Below are 14,435 nucleotides of genomic sequence, written 5' to 3'. Positions count from 1 at the left end.
TATCGCGCGTAACTTCCACAGGATCCCGGAAACGACAAGTGGCCCTTCCGCGCACGCTCCCCGGATCGTGAAGCCGCAGCACTCTGGAATCCGTCAAGAAAGCGGGCTAGCATATCGTTGTGGAGCCATCTGCGTCGGGGCGACGCCATGGCGCCTTTGAGGCGCGTCGCGTGCGCGCCTTCTTCTCCTATCAAGCACAGATGCGGCTGTGCCTCTCGCAACAACGAGGTACCCATGGCCGTCACACTCACAGTGAACGGACAGGCGCGCACCGTCGACGCCGATCCCGATACCCCGCTGCTCTGGGTCCTGCGCGACGAGCTTGATCTCGTCGGCACCAAGTTCGGCTGCGGCCAGGCCCTATGCGGCGCCTGCACCGTGCATCTCGACGGCACCCCGGTGAGGTCCTGCCAGACCGCGCTCGGCGATGTCGGCGACGGCAAGGTCGTCACCATCGAAGGCATCCAGGGCCGCGAGGCCGAGGCGGTCCGCGCCGCCTGGGTCAGCCTCGACGTGGTCCAGTGCGGCTATTGCCAGTCCGGGCAGATCATGTCCGCCGTGGCGCTGCTGGCCGAGAACAAGAAGCCTACCGATCCCGACATTGACGCGGCGATGGACGGCAATGTCTGCCGCTGCGCCACCTACCACCGCATCCGCGCCGCGATCCACGACGCGGCCCGCCGGCTGGAGGCCTGATCCATGCACATGCTACAGAAGCTGGAGCCGGGCGTCGTGTCCGGCCTTGCCGCCGCGCTGTCCGGCGCGGCACAGACGCCGCTCTCCCGCCGCTTCGTCCTCGCTGCCATGGGCGGGGCCGGCATCGGCCTCGTGCTCGGGCTGAGGCCCGAGATGGCGCACGGCGCTCCGGCCGGCGCAGACACAGCCGGTCAGGCCTTCAACCCCTTCGTCAGGATCGCGCCGGACGGGACAGTCACCGTCATCGTCAAGCATCTCGACAAGGGCCAGGGCATCGCCACCGGCCTGGCGACCCTCGCGGCCGACGAGATGGATGCGGACTGGTCCAAGGTGACCACGCAGTTCGCACCGGCCGACGCCAAGACCTACGGCAACGCCTTGTTCGGTGGCGCCCAGGGCACCGGCGGCTCCACCTCCATCGCCGCTAGCTACACCGTCTACCGCAACGCTGGTGCCGCCGCCCGCGCCATGCTGGTGGCCGCCGCCGCCCGGCAGTGGGGCGTCGATCCTTCGACCGTCAAGGTCTCGAACGGCGTGGTGAGCGCCGGCAGCCGCAGCGCCGGCTTCGGCGCGCTCGCCGAGGCCGCCGCCAAGGAGCAGGTGCCAGCCGAGCCGAAGCTGAAGGAGGTGTCCGCCTTCACCCTCATCGGCAAGGAGGGCGTCCACCGGGTGGACAATGCGGCCAAGACCACGGGCGCCCGCATCTACACCCAGGACCTCAAGCTGCCGGACATGCTGGTGGCGGTGGTCGCCCATCCGCCGCGCTTCGGCGCCACGCCGAAGAGCTTCGACGCCACCGCCGCGAAGGCGGTGAAAGGCGTGAAGGACGTGGTGATGGTGCCGCAGGGCGTCGCCGTGCTGGCCACCACCACCCACGCCGCCATCAAGGGCCGCGACGCCCTCAAGGTGGACTGGGACGAGAGCAAAGCCGAGACCCGCAGCACCGCCGACATCCTCGCCGACTATCGCGGCGCGCTCACCAAGCCCGGCCTGCCGGTGGAGGCCCACGGCGACGTGGAGGCGGCGCTCAAGGCCCCGGGCGTGAAGCTGGTGGAGGCCGAGTTCGAATTCCCCTACCTCGCCCACGCCCCCATGGAGCCCATGAACGCGGCGGCGCAGGTGAAGGACGGGGCGGTCACCATCTGGACCGGCTGCCAGTTCCCCTCGGCGGACCTGCCCAACGCGGCCCGCACCGCCGGCGTCACGCCGGACAAGGTGGAGATCCACACCCTGTGGGCCGGCGGCAGCTTCGGCCGCCGCGCGCTCGCCAGCTCGGACTTCGTGGTGGAGGCGGTGGCCATCGCCAAGGCCCACGGCAAGGGCGTGCCGGTGAAGCTGGTGTGGACCCGAGAGGACGACATGAAGTCCGGTTATTACCGGCCGGTCTATGTCCACAAGGTGCGCGCGGCGGTGGACGCGTCGGGCAAGCCAGTGGCCTGGCATCACCATGTGGTCGGCCAGTCCATCCTCGCCGGGACCTTCTTCGAGCAGGTCATGGTGAAGAATGGCGTCGACGAGACCTCGATCGAGGGCACCCATGGCGCCTACGACATCCCCAACATGAAGGTGGAGCTCACCACCATGAAGGCGGGCGTGCCGGTGCTGTGGTGGCGCTCGGTGGGCCACACCCACACCGCCTATGCGGTGGAGGTGATGATGGACCAGCTCGCCCGCGCGGCGGGACAGGACCCGGTGGCCTTCCGCCTCGCCCATGCCACGGATGAACGGCTGAAGGCCGTCATCCGCCTCGCCGCCGACAAGGCCGGCTGGGGCACGCCGCTGCCCGCGGGCCGCACCCGCGGCATCGCCGCCCACAAGAGCTTCAACACCTATGTGGCGGAGGTGGCGGAGATTTCCCTCGCCGATTCCGGCGTGAAGGTGGAGCGCGTGGTGGCGGCGGTGGATTGCGGCGTGGTGGTCAATCCGGATGTCGTGCGGGCCCAGATCGAGGGCGGCATCGGCTTCGGCCTCGGCGCCGCCCTCCATGATGCCATCACCCTCGAGAAGGGCGCCGTGGAGCAGGCCAACTTCGACACCTATGCGCCCCTGCGCATGTCCGAGATGCCGAAGGTGGAGGTGCATCTGGTCGCATCGGCCGCGGCGCCGACTGGCGTGGGCGAGCCGGGCGTGCCGCCCCTTGCCCCCGCTGTGGCGAACGCCGTGCTCGCCGCCACCGGCCGACCGGTCCATCGCCTGCCCTTCGCCGGGCAGGCGTTCAAGCCGGCCTGATCACCGGCTATCCACGATAGTGGCGCCGGGGCTTGCCCTGCCCCGGCGCCACCACCCATCCTCCGAGCCTGAACACCGCCCGCTCCCGGACTTTGAGCGCCGGGCCGTCTCATGGACGCGCGCCGGCTTGGGCCTTTCGTCCATGGGCATCTCGTCCGGCGGCCGCGCCTGTGCCTGCCGCGTCACCTCGCCAGAAATTCGATTCCAGCCAACCCGCGGCGCGCAAGTCCGCCGCGTGGGAACGAGGCTTTTCGCCTCGCCGGCGTACCTCTTACCTCTGCGCGGGGAAAGGGGCACCATGGGCGCAACACTCAGGATCGCCCCAAGGACAACATGCATGTCGGCAGCCGCGCGCATCCTTGCCTCGCTCAAGGCCTCCATCGGCGACGTGGTGTTCGGCATGGAGGACGGCACCGTCTCAATCTTCGGCCTCGTGTTCGGCGTCGCCATGAGCACCAACGATCCGCATACGGTGCTGATCGCCGGGGCCACGGGTGCGGCGGCCGCGGCGGTCTCCATGATGGCGGGCAGCTATCTGGATGCCGAATCGGTGCGGGATGCCCGCCGGGCCCGGCGCGACGGACCGGTTGATCCCCTCGTCGCGCAGACCGAGGCGCAGGCCATCACCTCGGCGCTCGCCCGCAGCGGCATGGCGCCCCAGGATGTGACGCTGGTGGCCGACGCCTTCGCCCGCGCGCCGCGTGCGGTGGCGGGCCTGCGCACGGAACTCGCCGAGGCCGACGATGGGGCGAGCCCCACGTCCCATGCCTTCTGGATGTTCATTTCAGACCTGTTCGCCGGGTTCACGCCGGTGCTGCCCTTTGCCTTCCTGCCCATGGACAGCGCCCGCGTCGTCTCCCTCGCGCTCACCACCGTGCTGCTGGTGGCGCTCGGCATTGGCCGCGGGCTGGTGGCGAAACGCTCCATTGTGCGCGCCACATTGGAGACTTTGGGGATCGCCGCCGCCGCCGCTCTGGCGGGCATCGCCATGGGCCACTTCCTGTCCTGATGGGACGCCCCGCGCTCAGAAATCGCCGCCGTCGTCGGGCGCGATCACCACGAGCATCTGTTCGAGACCCGGCTCCAGCTTGAGCTGGCAGGACAATCGGGAGCTGAGGGTGCGATAACGGCTCGTCGCCAGCATCCGCGCCTCTGCCGGCCCGACCGGCGGCAGCGCGACCCCTTCGGCCGGCGTCACATAGACATGGCAGGTGGCGCAGGCGCAGCCGCCGCCACACTGGGCGACCACCTCTTCCACACCCGCCTTGCGCATGGCTTTCAGAAGCGTGGCGCCGTCGCGGCCCGTCACCTCCATCTGGTCGCCGTTGCGCATCTGTACGGTGAAGCGTGCCATGTAAAGCGTGCCCTGTCCCAGCTTTCAATCGGTGAAATGCGCCGCGCCCACCGCCATTCGCCCTATCCAATGGTCACCGACGCGAAATCGGCGGCCACCGGATGGTTGCCGCCCCCGCCGCCCTCGCGCGCGATCAGCGCGGTGGCAAGGCCGGCGGCCTTGGCGGCATCCAGCTCATCCTCATTCCCGGACAGCACCAGGATTTCCCCGGCCGGCACGGCCAATTGCTCGGCGATGGCCTTGTAGGATTCCTCCTCCAGCTTCTGGCCGACGCGGGTATCGAAGAAGCCCTCGAACACCTCCGCCCCCGCCGACCCGAGCCACAGCCTCTGCGCCAGCTCGGAGCTGGACGAATAGGTGAACAGGCGGATCCCGGCATTCTTCCAGGCGCCCAGGCTCGGCGCCACATCGGGGAAGATCTCGGCGGTGAAGGCGCCGGCCTCGTAGCCCTGCTGCCAGATCCGGCCCTGGATGATCTTGAGGGGTGTCGGATTGCGGCCCTGCTTCATCCAGCGCTGCAGCAGCGCCTCGGCCTCGTCGGGCTTGAGCGAGAAGCCGCCCATGAGGCGCCCGGCTTCCTCCAGCGCCTCCTCGATGTCGTCATCCTCGGCGTGGGCCGCGATGAAGGCGCCGAGATGCTCCCGGGCATAAGGCAGCAAAATGTCCTTCAGGAAGGACGCGGGACCGGCGGCGCCCTCGATGTCGGTCAGGATGGCCTTTATGGTCATGGACGAGCCCCCACCGGCGCCGGGCGCGACGCGACATGCTCCCCTGATTGTTCGGAAATCGCCATGGACCGGGTGCTCCGTGCCGTGATCAGGCCTTCACCGCAGGCGCAAGCACCGGGCGTGCCAGAGGGGCGGATGGCACGTTGCAGGCAAGGCCTTGGCCCGCGTCGCCGGCCCCGGCAACTCCATATGCGAACATCCGCGCGGCCGCCCTGCCCCTCCCGGCAAGACTGAGGGCAGGCCCAGCTTCACGCGCATGGAGGGGCGGCCCGGGGAGAACTCTCGATGGCGATTGCCGGCACGACGATTGCTTCGTCTCAAGGAATGAACGTGATCTTGTCATTCTCCGACACAGGATTCTCTTCACAGGATTGCCGGAACAGCGGGTTCGCCCTCCATGGCGATCCGCACCAGTTCATGACCGCGCCCCGCCTTCCGGCGGGCAGTGTGCACCGTCCCTTTCAGACCCACCCCTTTTGTGCAGATATCCTCATATGAGCAAGTTCATCTGTGCCCATGCCGGCGATGCCAAATGGGAAATCGCCCTCGGGTCCTGCTGGGGCCAGGTCCGCTTTCAGCTTCAGAATGCGCCCAAGCCCAATCTGGGCTGGTGCTACCTCACCGACCATTACACCCAGGCGGCGGGCAACATCATGGAGGCGCTGCGCGAGCACATGCCGGGGGTCCATTGGGTGGGCACGGTGGGTGTCGGCGTTGGCGCGGAAGGGGTGGAATATTTCGACGAGCCGGCCATGGTGCTCATGCTGGCCGATCTGCCACCGGACTCCTTCAAGCTGTTTTCCAGCCCAAAGCCGCTGCAGGCGCTCCCGGAAGCCGGCTCGAACGGCTTCGAGGCATTCACCGCCCTGGTCCATGCGGACGGCGGAAGCCCCGACCTGCCGATCCAGCTCAAGGACCTGAGCGGGAAGACCACCACCGGCTACCTGTTCGGTGGCCTGTCCTCCGCGCGGAACCAGCCCCTGTGCTTCGCCGACGAGGTGTTCCTCGGCGGGCTCTCCGGGGTGGCTTTCGGCCCTGAGGTTCCGGTGCTGTCCCGGGTGACCCAGGGCTGCCAGCCCGTGGGCCCCCAGCGCACCATCACCCGCGCCGAAGGCAATTATCTGGTGACCCTGGACAAGGCCCGGGCCCTGGACTGCGTGCTGGAGGACCTGGGCCTGAGCCTCGACATCCCCGACCCGGAGCTGCGCAACGAACTGGCCCAGACCCTCGCGGGGCTGATCGCCGCCGACGAGGATGTGTCCGCCAAGCCCGGCCAGTTCGGCACCAATACCGAGGTGCGCCACCTGCTGGGTGTCGGCCGCCAGAGCGGCGTCCTAGTGGTGGCGGAGCAGATCGCGGCGGGCATGAAACTCGCCTTCTGCAAGCGCAACGCGGAGGCGGCGAAGCACGACCTGCTGCGCATCGTCGGCGAGGTCCGGGCCCAGGCGGAAGCCGCAGGCGGCATCAGGGGCGCCCTGTACATCAGCTGTTCCGGGCGGGGCGGCCCCCATTTCGGCCACCGCAACGCGGAATTCCAGATGGTCAGCGAGGCCCTGGGCCCGGTGCCCCTCATCGGCTTCTTCGCCGGCGGCGAGATCGCCCGCCACCATCTCTACGGCTACACCGGGGTGCTGACGGTCTTTACCGGGGCGGCCTGAGAGCGGGGACGCAAATGATGACACCACAGCGGTTTCCAGCAAAACCGACCCCGGTTCTCACGCCCGTGGAGGCCTGAGCATGCCTGCGGCAGATCGAGTCTCGACGGACGGCGGCGAAGACCAGAGCCGCATCGTCTCCGCGCGCGGGGTCGTCATGCCCCGGATCCTCTACGGCACGGCCTGGAAAAAGGAACGCACCGCGGAATTGGTGGAATTGGCCCTGCGTTCGGGCTTTCGCGGCATCGACACCGCCTGTCAGCCCAAGCATTACCATGAGCCGGGCGTGGGCGAGGGACTGGCCGCCGTGTTGGGACCTGGGCTCACCCGCGCGGACATCTATCTGCAAACCAAGTTCACCGCCGTCGCGGGGCAGGACCCCGACGCCATCCCCTACGATCCCAAGGCCACCCTGGGCGAGCAGGTGCGGCAGTCCTTCCAGGCCTCGCTCGCCAACCTGCGCACCGACTATCTCGATGGCCTCGTCCTGCATTCCCCCTATCCCGAAGACAGGGATACGCTGGAGGTGTGGCGGGCCATGGAGGGCCTGTGCGAGCAAGGTCGCGTCCGCCAACTGGGCATCAGCAACTGCTATGACCTGCGGCGGCTCGAAACCCTGTTCCGGCAGGCCCGGATCAAGCCCGCGCTGGTCCAGAACCGCTTTTACGCCAAGACCAAGTACGACCGGCGGCTTCGGGCCTTTTGCGGCACCAACGGCATTCTCTACCAGAGCTTCTGGACCCTGACCGCCAATCCCGAGGTCCTGGCCCAGCCGAGCCTTGTCGCGATGGCCGCCAGACATGGCCGCACCCCGGCCCAGGTGTTCTTCCGCTACCTGACCCAGATGGACATGGTGTGCCTGACCGGCACCACCTCGCAGGACCACATGACCCAGGACCTGGCCATCTTCGAATTTCGCCTGAGCCCCGCCGAATGCGAGACGCTGGACGCCCTGCTGCGCTGACCCCGGCAGAAGCCATGGGGCGCCTATCGCCCGCGCTGGTCCCAGGAGCCGCCCATGGTCTGGACCAGGTGGATATAGTCGAACACGTCGCTCAGCATGAAGTGGCGGTTCTCGACGGTTGTCATGTGCGCGACCGTGTGCGGGTCGCCTTCGAGATAGCGGAAGGCGGTGGTGCGGAATTGCTCGGGCAAGCTGAGATTGAACGCGGAGGGCTGGGTGAGCATGCGGCAGATCTGATCGAACAGCAGCCGGAACCGCTCGTCCTCGGGGTCCATGTAGACATCCCCGAAGTCTTCCTTGTACCGGCTGAAAAGGGCGAGGTAATCGCCGCTGTCAGGCTTGCTCTGCATGGAACCCATCCGTGTGTCCCTGTCGCGTCATGGCGCGGCAATCAAAAACAATGCCACCATGTGGCGACCCGCCCGGCAGGTGATCACGCGCAGCACGGCAGGCAGAATATCCCCATGGGGCAACGGAAGGCATGGCAATGATCGAGGTGCGGCAGAGCGCCGGCGGGGATCCCCTGAAATTCGCGGTGGTGGTGCGCGACGACGCGGGGGAGACCCGCCACGTGGTCACCATGGCGCCGGCCACCTATCAGGAGTTGACGGCGGGTGCGCATAGCCCGGTCAAGTGTATCGAGGCCGCATTCCGCTTCCTCCTGGACCGGGAAGCGAAGGAGCAGATCCTCGGACGGTTCGATATGGGGGTTATCCCGCATTACTACCCGGACTTCCAGCGGAGGTTTCCCGATTACTTGTCGCAGGCGTGACACCCGTCACAGCGTGATCGCTCGCATCACCATCTCATCGAGCGCTTTGGCGACGAGGCGGCGACGACCAAGACCGGGAAGCTGCAACGCAAGATGCCACGCGATTTGGAGGAAGCCCGCGCGGCCGGGAGAACGCTCCCAGATGTCACTCGGGCGTGACCCGGTGCCGGTGGAACCCGCCTTCCGCCGCGTGGCCCGCACCATCGAGGACAAGATCCTGTTGGGCGGGATCGCGCCCGGGACCTGCTGCCCCCCGAGACGGGGCTCACGCAGAAGCCGGGCGTCAAGCGCTCCACCCTTCCCGAGGCCATCCGGGACCATGACGAGAAGCGCGAGTGGGCGTAGATGGAAAAGCACATCCTCGATTTCAAGCGCGGCTACAAGCTCGCCACTCTCCATATGGCAACCCCCGTGGACCTATTCGGAAAATGAACGCACCCCTTTCCCCTCCCGCTGCTTTGGAAGCCTCCGCGCCCACCGCTGAAGAGGCCATCCGCTCGCGCCGCTCGGTGCGCGCCTTCCTGCCGACGCCGGTGCCGGACCAAATCTTGGCCCGCATCCTGGAACTCGGCGCCCGCGCGCCGTCCGGCTCCAACATCCAGCCCTGGCAGGTGGCGGTGCTGCGGGGGGAACCCCTCGCCGCCCTCACACGGGAGCTTCACGCCCTGTCGCTGGCCGGGGATCCCGGCCGTGAGGACTACGCCTACTATCCCCGCCAATGGCGAGAGCCCTATCTTGGACGCCGCCGCAAGGTGGGCTGGGACCTCTACGGCACGCTGGGCATCGCCAAGCGCGACATCGAGCGCATGCGACAGCAGCACGCCCGCAACTTCCTGTTCTTCGATGCCCCGGTGGGGCTCGTCTTCACCATCGATCGGGACCTGGAGCGCGGCTCCTGGCTCGACTACGGCATGTTCCTCCAGAACATCATGATCGCCGCCCGCAGCTTCGGCCTCGACACCTGTCCGCAGGCCGCCTTCAACACCTACGGAGCAGTCATCGCCAGGCGCCTCGCCATTCCGGACACACAGATGGTGGTGTGCGGCATGGCGCTCGGATACGCGGACGCCACCGCCCCTGAGAACCGCCTCGAAACCGAGCGCGAGTCGCTGGAGGGCTTCGTGCGCTTCGTCGATACGCTCGCCTGAGCGAGGAGCCGGCGGCCCGGCCTGCTGCCATTCGAACCCTGACGCGCCTGCCGCCGGCGGTGCGGGGCTTGGCGCGCCATGGCATCGGCGGCGCAGCCGTCGCGCTAAGCCTGTCCAGCGTACTCTATCGAGTAAGCCAAGGGTTGGCGCCTCACCCTCGCCGCCTACTTCTGCGACCGCCTCGCCTTGATGAAGGACGGCATCCTGATCGCCGAGGAGCCGCCCGCCGCCATGCTTACGGCGGAGCGCGGGGAATTCGGCGGCAAGCCCTTCATTCTCACCTGGCGCCGCCACGACCGGGCGCTGGATCTTAAACGGCCCGATGCCTGACATTCCCGCCCTTCGACATCCCGCAGCGCCACGCGTTCGATCCGCGAACCCGCTGAAGCCTGACCGTCCGCAGCGCTCTCATGACCGTCGAAGTGATCTTCATCGAGCAAAATGGTAATGGTCCGGGCGTGCGCCCGAGGGACCGGACATGACAGACGAGGCAGACCGCCAGGAGCCTTCCACGCCCTATCACCCCGAGGAAATGAAGGCGGCGTGGGAGCTGAAAGTCGGCAAGAGCATCACGCTCCAGGCCACGGCCCGCTGGACGCCAGCTGGCGTCGTGACGGCCGGAATTGCCGCATCAGCCGTGCTGCTCTCCATTGCCGCCCTGGTTCGGGCGACGCGGAAGCCGTAATGCACGTCGGCGCCTCTGAGCCGTGCTTTTCTTGGACCGGGACAGGAGCGGCCCTCACGTGCGGCTGAGCGGATGCTCCCTCGCAGCCGAGGAGCCCAGCGAGCCAGAATGGCGGCAGGATGGACGCGCGGTTCGGTGTATAGCGGGCGCGAGATGATGGCTTCGAAAGGGTTTCGGTGATGGTGACGGCAGTTGCGCGGGCCATCCGGCGCGCCCTGGGCGTGGTGGCGGGCGTTGTGGTCGTCGCGGCCAGTGTCTATTTCGGGCTCGCCATCCATTACTGGATCGCCTGGCCGGCTGACGTCCGGCAGGTCGGGAGCTTCGCCTTCCCCCTCGCCGTAATCGCCCTGTGGTTCGCTCCCGGCCTCGGCCGCGGCATCCGCCGGGTGCTGGCGCTCGTCGCCATCGCCACGCTCGGCGTCGCGTTCTTCAGCACGGAGCCGATCGAGCGGGACTGGGTCGCGCTCCAGCAGCACAATCCCACGGCGACGATCGACGGCGACAAGGTCACCATCCGCAATTTCCGCGATGCGCTGCACTGGCCCGGCGCGGAGTCGGTGCCGCGGTGGACCACGGCCACCTTCGACCTGTCGACCCTCACCGGCGCTGACCTCATCATCCAGCCGTTCGGGGACATGAAGGCACTCGCCCACGTCATGCTCTCCTTCGGCTTCGCCGACGGACGGCACGTGGTGGTCTCCATCGAGGCCCGGCAGGCCAAGGGCGTCAGCTTCGATGCCGTCGCCGGCTTCTTCCGCCGGGATCCCATCTATCCGGAACTTGGCAGCGAGCGGGACCTGATCTGGAGCCGCCTCGCGCGCACGCCGCCCGACGAGGTGCAGATCTTTCCGATCCATCGGGACGCGGCGGCGATCCGCCTCTATTTCGAGCGCATCCTCGCCTTCATCAACCGGGTGGACGCGCGCCCGATCTTCTACTCGACCCTGCGCGAGAGCTGCATGACAACGCTCATGAACCTCGCGCCGGAAAGCTTTGCCCAGGTGCCCTGGCACGACATGCGCCGATGGATTCCCGGCTACGCCCTGAGCCTGTTCCAGCAACTCGGACTGGTGGACGACGGCATGTCCCCGGAGGAGATGGCGCGGACCCACGGGGTGCGCGACGGCATCCGCTCGCCGGAGGCGTTTCCGACCGAAGCGGCGTGGAGCGGCTACCTGCGCGCGAAGCTGCCGGTCAGCGCGGCAAGGGCAGCGCTTCCCTCGAGCGCGAACTGAGGCGGGGGCATCCCCGCCGGCATGAGCCCAGACCCCGGAATTTTCCAGTTCCCCATGAACTGGAATGGGGAGAAGGTCCCTCCACATCCAAACATCCGACGGCGCGAGCGGTCGCGCACGTCCCCTGGGCGAATGGCTCGAACTGGCCCTCTACCTACGCCGGGGTGAAATTTGAATCGGAGGATGTGGAAGAACGAGTGAGACGGTTCGCGGGTAAAAGAGGGACAGGGAACGGGCACGCCTCCTTGGGCAAATCCGCGACGCCAACCTAAGCCGCGCCATGGAAAACGCGTGCGATTTCTGCTTCGTAACGGATATCAGCCACTTTGTCCGGCGCTGCACTCTGCGGGAATTGGTGGCGCTCGTGACGTTGGCCCCAGGTTTTGTCCAGCGTCGATTTCGTTCTGGCGGGTGGATTTGGCCTTGTTTGCCGGGTGAGCGGCGGGATCTGGCGCGGAGCTTTTGGCCTAGCGCAGCGGCAGATGCCGTTGCGTGCGGAAGGTGGCGGCGAAGGCGGATGGGGTCTGCCAGCCGATTGCGGAGTGCGGGCGTGATCCGTGTAGTCGGGTCTCCACCTGCTCAAGGCCGCTCTGCCCTGGGTGAGCGTCGAGAACAGCGTCTCGTTGAGCAGTTCGTTGCGCAGGGGCAACGTCACTCTCACTTACAGCGGGCGGAGCGGGCACGTCCGGTAAACAGGGAATCCCATCTTCCTGAGGATTTCCCGACAACCTATTGAGGCTCTCGGGGGGTCTTCGAGCAGGTGGTCGCTACGTCGGACCGCTCTGGAACTATGCCGCCATGAACGCCGTCGAACGGACCGCGGGCAAAGCACCCCGCCCTCCAGACTCCGTCACCCAGCGGTTCCAACACGCTCATGGCCTGCTTACTATCGAGTGCGGTGTGGCGTGGCATTGAAGCTCTTTCGTTTCGCTTCTATTCAATCGTGCCCCAGCGACGGCGGCATCGCGCGAATCGGAAGGCGGTGTCCGTCGAAGCGATAGGGAGGAGCCAGGACAAACCTCAGCGCGCTATCGGCCGCGGCGTGCACCACCATGCCGCTGGACCTCGTCCGGTCCGATGTCAGAGCCTCGTGAAGGCCGAGAACCTCGCCGGCGGGAATACCCTCGGCGCGCAGCTTCGCCAGCAGCTCCCCGCGGCTGTACCGGTGCAACTCGGCGCCGATCTGCGGCAGCAGCTCCGCCCGGTTGCACGAGCGATCGAGATTGGTGGCGAAGCGCGGATCCTCCGCCAGCTCCGGCCGTCCGATCACCGCCGTGCAGAAGCGCCGGAACTGGGCATTGTTGCCCACGGTGATGACGAGCGGCCCGTCTCCCGCCTCGAACACGCCGTAAGGCACGATGGAGGGATGGGCATTGCCGTAGCGCGGCGGGTCCTTGCCCTGCACCAGCGCCTCGAGCCCGTAATAGGAGGTGATGGCGAGACCACAGTCGAACAGCGCCAGCTCCACCCGCCGGCCCCTGCCGGTGCGGGTGCGCTGGTAGAGCGCGGCGAGCACCGCCTGCGCCGCATACTGGCCGGTGAACAGGTCCACGGCGGCCACCCCGAACTTGAGCGGCGGCTGGCCGGCCTCCCCGTTCAGGGCCATCAGCCCCGCCTCGCCCTGCACCAGCAGGTCGTATCCCGGGCGCGTCGCCTCCGGCCCGCCGGAGCCGTAGCCGGTGATGGAGCAGTAAATGAGGCCGGTGTTCTCCGCGCGCAGCGCCTCGTAGCCGAGGCCGAGGCGATCGGCCCCGCCGGTCTTGAAGTTCTCCACCAGCACGTCGCTCTCGCGCGCCATGGCCTTGACCCGGGCGAGACCCTCCGGGGTCGAGAGGTCGATGCTGACCGACGTCTTGTTGCGGTTCACCGCGTCGAAATAGGAGGTGTTGGTGATCCCGGTCCGCAGGCCCCAGTCGCGGGTGTCGTCACCGCGCTCGGGGTGTTCCACCTTCACCACCTCCGCCCCGAGATCGCCCAGCACCTGGGCGCACCATGGCCCGGCGAGGATGCGCGACAGGTCGAGCACGCGCACGCCGGCGAGCGGCAGCTCGTCCTCCCGCAGATCCTCGGTCACGGCAGAAGCGGTTTCACTCATAGACGCAAGCTCCAGCAGGCACACGGTCAGGCCCCCATGACGCCATCGAGCCCGCGCACCATCTCCACGAGGCGCGGGCGCACCTCGTCAAGCAGGAACTGGGGGGCGGTGATGACGGTGGGCGCGCCGCAATTGATGGCCATGGGCGGCAGCCCACGCCCCGGCCGGAAGCCGACTGCGATGGCGCTGACGCTCTCCTGCCACTCGCCGAACGAGCAGCAGCAGCCGAGCGTGGCGTGATCCTCGATCGCCTTCTCAATATTCTCGCGCACCTTGGGCCAGGCGAGCGGATCGAGCATGCGCAGCTCCTCGAACAGGGGCGCGCGCTCAGGCGGCGTCAGGGCGGCGATGAAGGCACGGCCGATGGAGGAGCGCACCATGGACATGCGGACGCCCACCTCGATGTTGAGCGAGATGGCCGCCGGCCCGCGCATGCATTCCACGTAGCGCATGGAGAGGCGGTCGCGCACCGCGAGGCCCACGGTTCCATTGGAGAAATTGGCGAGATCCCGCATGGCCGGCCGGGCGATCTGGCGGACATCGAGCCCCCCCAGCGCCACCGTGCTCAGCGCCATCAGCTGCGTGCCGAGGCGATACTTGCCCATCTCTTCCGAGTAATGCAGGTAGCCGAGCTTAGTGAGGGTGTGGGTGAGACGCGAGACCGTGGAGCGCGGTAGCTTGCAGCGCTCGGTGATCTCGTGGTTGGCGAGGAAGGTCTCACCGCGCTTGAAGCAGGCCAGCACTTCGAGCCCGCGCGCGAGTGCGGTCACGAAGTGGCGGTCGTCCTTGCCGTCGCCTTCGGTCTCGAGATCGGGATCGGTGTGTTTCATGGTCGTGCTCTCGATGGTGTCCGGGGCGCTGCGGCCAAAGCCCC

Annotated in this window: 17 protein-coding genes; 11 read left to right on the top strand and 6 right to left on the bottom strand. The window is 67.8% G+C overall.

What is annotated here, in order from left to right; genetic code table 11:
* Window positions 1-234 precede the first annotated feature (234 nt).
* The 3 genes from V5F66_RS07550 to V5F66_RS07540 all read left to right on the top strand — a co-directional run bounded on the left by V5F66_RS07550 (window position 235) and on the right by V5F66_RS07540 (window position 3,934).
* Window positions 235-696 carry a (2Fe-2S)-binding protein gene (locus V5F66_RS07550; RefSeq protein WP_012114903.1) on the top strand — a complete coding sequence of 154 codons (462 nt, stop codon included), beginning with the start codon at window positions 235-237 and terminating at the stop codon, window positions 694-696.
* A 3-nt stretch (window positions 697-699) separates the two neighbouring features.
* Window positions 700-2,925: a xanthine dehydrogenase family protein molybdopterin-binding subunit gene (locus tag V5F66_RS07545; protein ID WP_394093578.1), complete on the top strand. Its 2,226-nt coding sequence runs from the start codon at window positions 700-702 to the stop codon at window positions 2,923-2,925.
* Window positions 2,926-3,262: 337 nt separating this feature from the next.
* The gene (locus V5F66_RS07540; RefSeq protein WP_394093577.1) at window positions 3,263-3,934 is read left to right on the top strand and encodes a VIT1/CCC1 transporter family protein; all 672 of its coding nucleotides are present in this window, start codon (window positions 3,263-3,265) and stop codon (window positions 3,932-3,934) included.
* A 15-nt stretch (window positions 3,935-3,949) separates the two neighbouring features.
* Here the strand turns inward: V5F66_RS07540 and V5F66_RS07535 are convergent, their stop codons facing one another.
* Both V5F66_RS07535 and mtnC read right to left on the bottom strand, forming a co-directional pair.
* Window positions 3,950-4,279, bottom strand: a complete 330-nt coding sequence (locus V5F66_RS07535; RefSeq protein ID WP_394051735.1) for a 2Fe-2S iron-sulfur cluster-binding protein — start codon at window positions 4,277-4,279, stop codon at window positions 3,950-3,952.
* Between the two features lie 62 nt (window positions 4,280-4,341).
* Entirely contained in the window at window positions 4,342-5,007 is a 666-nt protein-coding gene (mtnC, locus tag V5F66_RS07530) for an acireductone synthase (RefSeq protein WP_394051737.1), read from the bottom strand.
* A 285-nt stretch (window positions 5,008-5,292) separates the two neighbouring features.
* On the opposite strand from mtnC, the gene V5F66_RS07525 reads away from it, so the two are divergent.
* The 3 genes from V5F66_RS07525 (at window position 5,293) to V5F66_RS07515 (ending at window position 7,626) form a co-directional block, all read left to right on the top strand.
* Window positions 5,293-5,505, top strand: a complete 213-nt coding sequence (locus V5F66_RS07525) for a hypothetical protein (protein ID WP_394093576.1) — start codon at window positions 5,293-5,295, stop codon at window positions 5,503-5,505.
* Window positions 5,502-6,665, top strand: a complete 1,164-nt coding sequence (locus V5F66_RS07520) for an FIST signal transduction protein (RefSeq protein ID WP_393999126.1) — start codon at window positions 5,502-5,504, stop codon at window positions 6,663-6,665. Before V5F66_RS07525 ends, V5F66_RS07520 begins: the two co-directional genes overlap by 4 nt.
* A gap of 79 nt (window positions 6,666-6,744) precedes the next feature.
* Complete coding sequence (locus tag V5F66_RS07515) at window positions 6,745-7,626, top strand: aldo/keto reductase family protein (RefSeq protein WP_394093575.1); 882 nt, start codon at window positions 6,745-6,747, stop codon at window positions 7,624-7,626.
* 23 nt (window positions 7,627-7,649) lie between these two features.
* Here V5F66_RS07515 and V5F66_RS07510 read toward each other — a convergent pair whose 3' ends face one another.
* Window positions 7,650-7,976, bottom strand: coding sequence for a hypothetical protein (locus V5F66_RS07510; protein ID WP_149575005.1), 327 nt, complete (start codon window positions 7,974-7,976; stop codon window positions 7,650-7,652).
* A gap of 137 nt (window positions 7,977-8,113) precedes the next feature.
* Here V5F66_RS07510 and V5F66_RS07505 point away from each other — a divergent pair, with 137 nt between their 5' ends.
* Entirely contained in the window at window positions 8,114-8,398 is a 285-nt protein-coding gene (locus V5F66_RS07505; RefSeq protein ID WP_041575631.1) for a hypothetical protein, read from the top strand.
* A 6-nt stretch (window positions 8,399-8,404) separates the two neighbouring features.
* On the opposite strand, the gene V5F66_RS07500 is transcribed toward V5F66_RS07505, so the two are convergent.
* Window positions 8,405-8,602: a hypothetical protein gene (locus V5F66_RS07500; protein WP_394093574.1), complete on the bottom strand. Its 198-nt coding sequence runs from the start codon at window positions 8,600-8,602 to the stop codon at window positions 8,405-8,407.
* A 224-nt stretch (window positions 8,603-8,826) separates the two neighbouring features.
* Here V5F66_RS07500 and V5F66_RS07495 point away from each other — a divergent pair, with 224 nt between their 5' ends.
* The 4 genes from V5F66_RS07495 (at window position 8,827) to V5F66_RS07480 (ending at window position 11,466) form a co-directional block, all read left to right on the top strand.
* Window positions 8,827-9,546 (top strand): nitroreductase, encoded by a 720-nt coding sequence (locus V5F66_RS07495; RefSeq protein ID WP_394093573.1) that lies wholly within the window; start codon window positions 8,827-8,829, stop codon window positions 9,544-9,546.
* 189 nt (window positions 9,547-9,735) lie between these two features.
* A complete protein-coding gene (locus V5F66_RS07490) occupies window positions 9,736-9,876 on the top strand; it encodes a hypothetical protein (protein ID WP_394093572.1) in 141 nt (46 codons plus the stop codon).
* Window positions 9,877-10,024: 148 nt separating this feature from the next.
* Window positions 10,025-10,231: a hypothetical protein gene (locus V5F66_RS07485; RefSeq protein ID WP_041575627.1), complete on the top strand. Its 207-nt coding sequence runs from the start codon at window positions 10,025-10,027 to the stop codon at window positions 10,229-10,231.
* A gap of 179 nt (window positions 10,232-10,410) precedes the next feature.
* A complete protein-coding gene (locus tag V5F66_RS07480; protein ID WP_394093571.1) occupies window positions 10,411-11,466 on the top strand; it encodes an Lnb N-terminal periplasmic domain-containing protein in 1,056 nt (351 codons plus the stop codon).
* 937 nt (window positions 11,467-12,403) lie between these two features.
* On the opposite strand, the gene V5F66_RS07475 is transcribed toward V5F66_RS07480, so the two are convergent.
* Complete coding sequence (locus V5F66_RS07475; protein ID WP_394051747.1) at window positions 12,404-13,561, bottom strand: CaiB/BaiF CoA transferase family protein; 1,158 nt, start codon at window positions 13,559-13,561, stop codon at window positions 12,404-12,406.
* A gap of 26 nt (window positions 13,562-13,587) precedes the next feature.
* On the bottom strand, window positions 13,588-14,391 hold the full coding sequence (locus V5F66_RS07470) for an IclR family transcriptional regulator (protein ID WP_394051749.1): 804 nt from the start codon (window positions 14,389-14,391) through the stop codon (window positions 13,588-13,590).
* Between the last annotated feature and the right edge of the window lie 44 nt (window positions 14,392-14,435).

Source organism: Xanthobacter versatilis (genome assembly GCF_043193975.1).
In the GTDB taxonomy this organism is placed as follows: domain Bacteria; phylum Pseudomonadota; class Alphaproteobacteria; order Rhizobiales; family Xanthobacteraceae; genus Xanthobacter; species Xanthobacter autotrophicus_E.
The sequence above is the reverse complement of the archived record's forward strand: the minus strand, read 5'-3'. Positions and strand labels throughout refer to the sequence as shown.

Excerpts from the sequence above, each read along its gene's own strand:
- V5F66_RS07550 (WP_012114903.1), top strand. The coding sequence starts at position 235 with ATGGCCGTCACACTCACAGTGAACGGACAGGCGCGCACCGTCGACGCC.
- V5F66_RS07545 (WP_394093578.1), top strand. The coding sequence starts at position 700 with ATGCACATGCTACAGAAGCTGGAGCCGGGCGTCGTGTCCGGCCTTGCC.
- V5F66_RS07540 (WP_394093577.1), top strand. The coding sequence starts at position 3,263 with ATGTCGGCAGCCGCGCGCATCCTTGCCTCGCTCAAGGCCTCCATCGGC.
- V5F66_RS07535 (WP_394051735.1), bottom strand. The coding sequence starts at position 4,279 with ATGGCACGCTTCACCGTACAGATGCGCAACGGCGACCAGATGGAGGTG.
- mtnC (WP_394051737.1), bottom strand. The coding sequence starts at position 5,007 with ATGACCATAAAGGCCATCCTGACCGACATCGAGGGCGCCGCCGGTCCC.
- V5F66_RS07525 (WP_394093576.1), top strand. The coding sequence starts at position 5,293 with ATGGCGATTGCCGGCACGACGATTGCTTCGTCTCAAGGAATGAACGTG.
- V5F66_RS07520 (WP_393999126.1), top strand. The coding sequence starts at position 5,502 with ATGAGCAAGTTCATCTGTGCCCATGCCGGCGATGCCAAATGGGAAATC.
- V5F66_RS07515 (WP_394093575.1), top strand. The coding sequence starts at position 6,745 with ATGCCTGCGGCAGATCGAGTCTCGACGGACGGCGGCGAAGACCAGAGC.
- V5F66_RS07510 (WP_149575005.1), bottom strand. The coding sequence starts at position 7,976 with ATGCAGAGCAAGCCTGACAGCGGCGATTACCTCGCCCTTTTCAGCCGG.
- V5F66_RS07505 (WP_041575631.1), top strand. The coding sequence starts at position 8,114 with ATGATCGAGGTGCGGCAGAGCGCCGGCGGGGATCCCCTGAAATTCGCG.
- V5F66_RS07500 (WP_394093574.1), bottom strand. The coding sequence starts at position 8,602 with ATGGTGCGGGCCACGCGGCGGAAGGCGGGTTCCACCGGCACCGGGTCA.
- V5F66_RS07495 (WP_394093573.1), top strand. The coding sequence starts at position 8,827 with ATGAACGCACCCCTTTCCCCTCCCGCTGCTTTGGAAGCCTCCGCGCCC.
- V5F66_RS07490 (WP_394093572.1), top strand. The coding sequence starts at position 9,736 with ATGAAGGACGGCATCCTGATCGCCGAGGAGCCGCCCGCCGCCATGCTT.
- V5F66_RS07485 (WP_041575627.1), top strand. The coding sequence starts at position 10,025 with ATGACAGACGAGGCAGACCGCCAGGAGCCTTCCACGCCCTATCACCCC.
- V5F66_RS07480 (WP_394093571.1), top strand. The coding sequence starts at position 10,411 with ATGGTGACGGCAGTTGCGCGGGCCATCCGGCGCGCCCTGGGCGTGGTG.
- V5F66_RS07475 (WP_394051747.1), bottom strand. The coding sequence starts at position 13,561 with ATGAGTGAAACCGCTTCTGCCGTGACCGAGGATCTGCGGGAGGACGAG.
- V5F66_RS07470 (WP_394051749.1), bottom strand. The coding sequence starts at position 14,391 with ATGAAACACACCGATCCCGATCTCGAGACCGAAGGCGACGGCAAGGAC.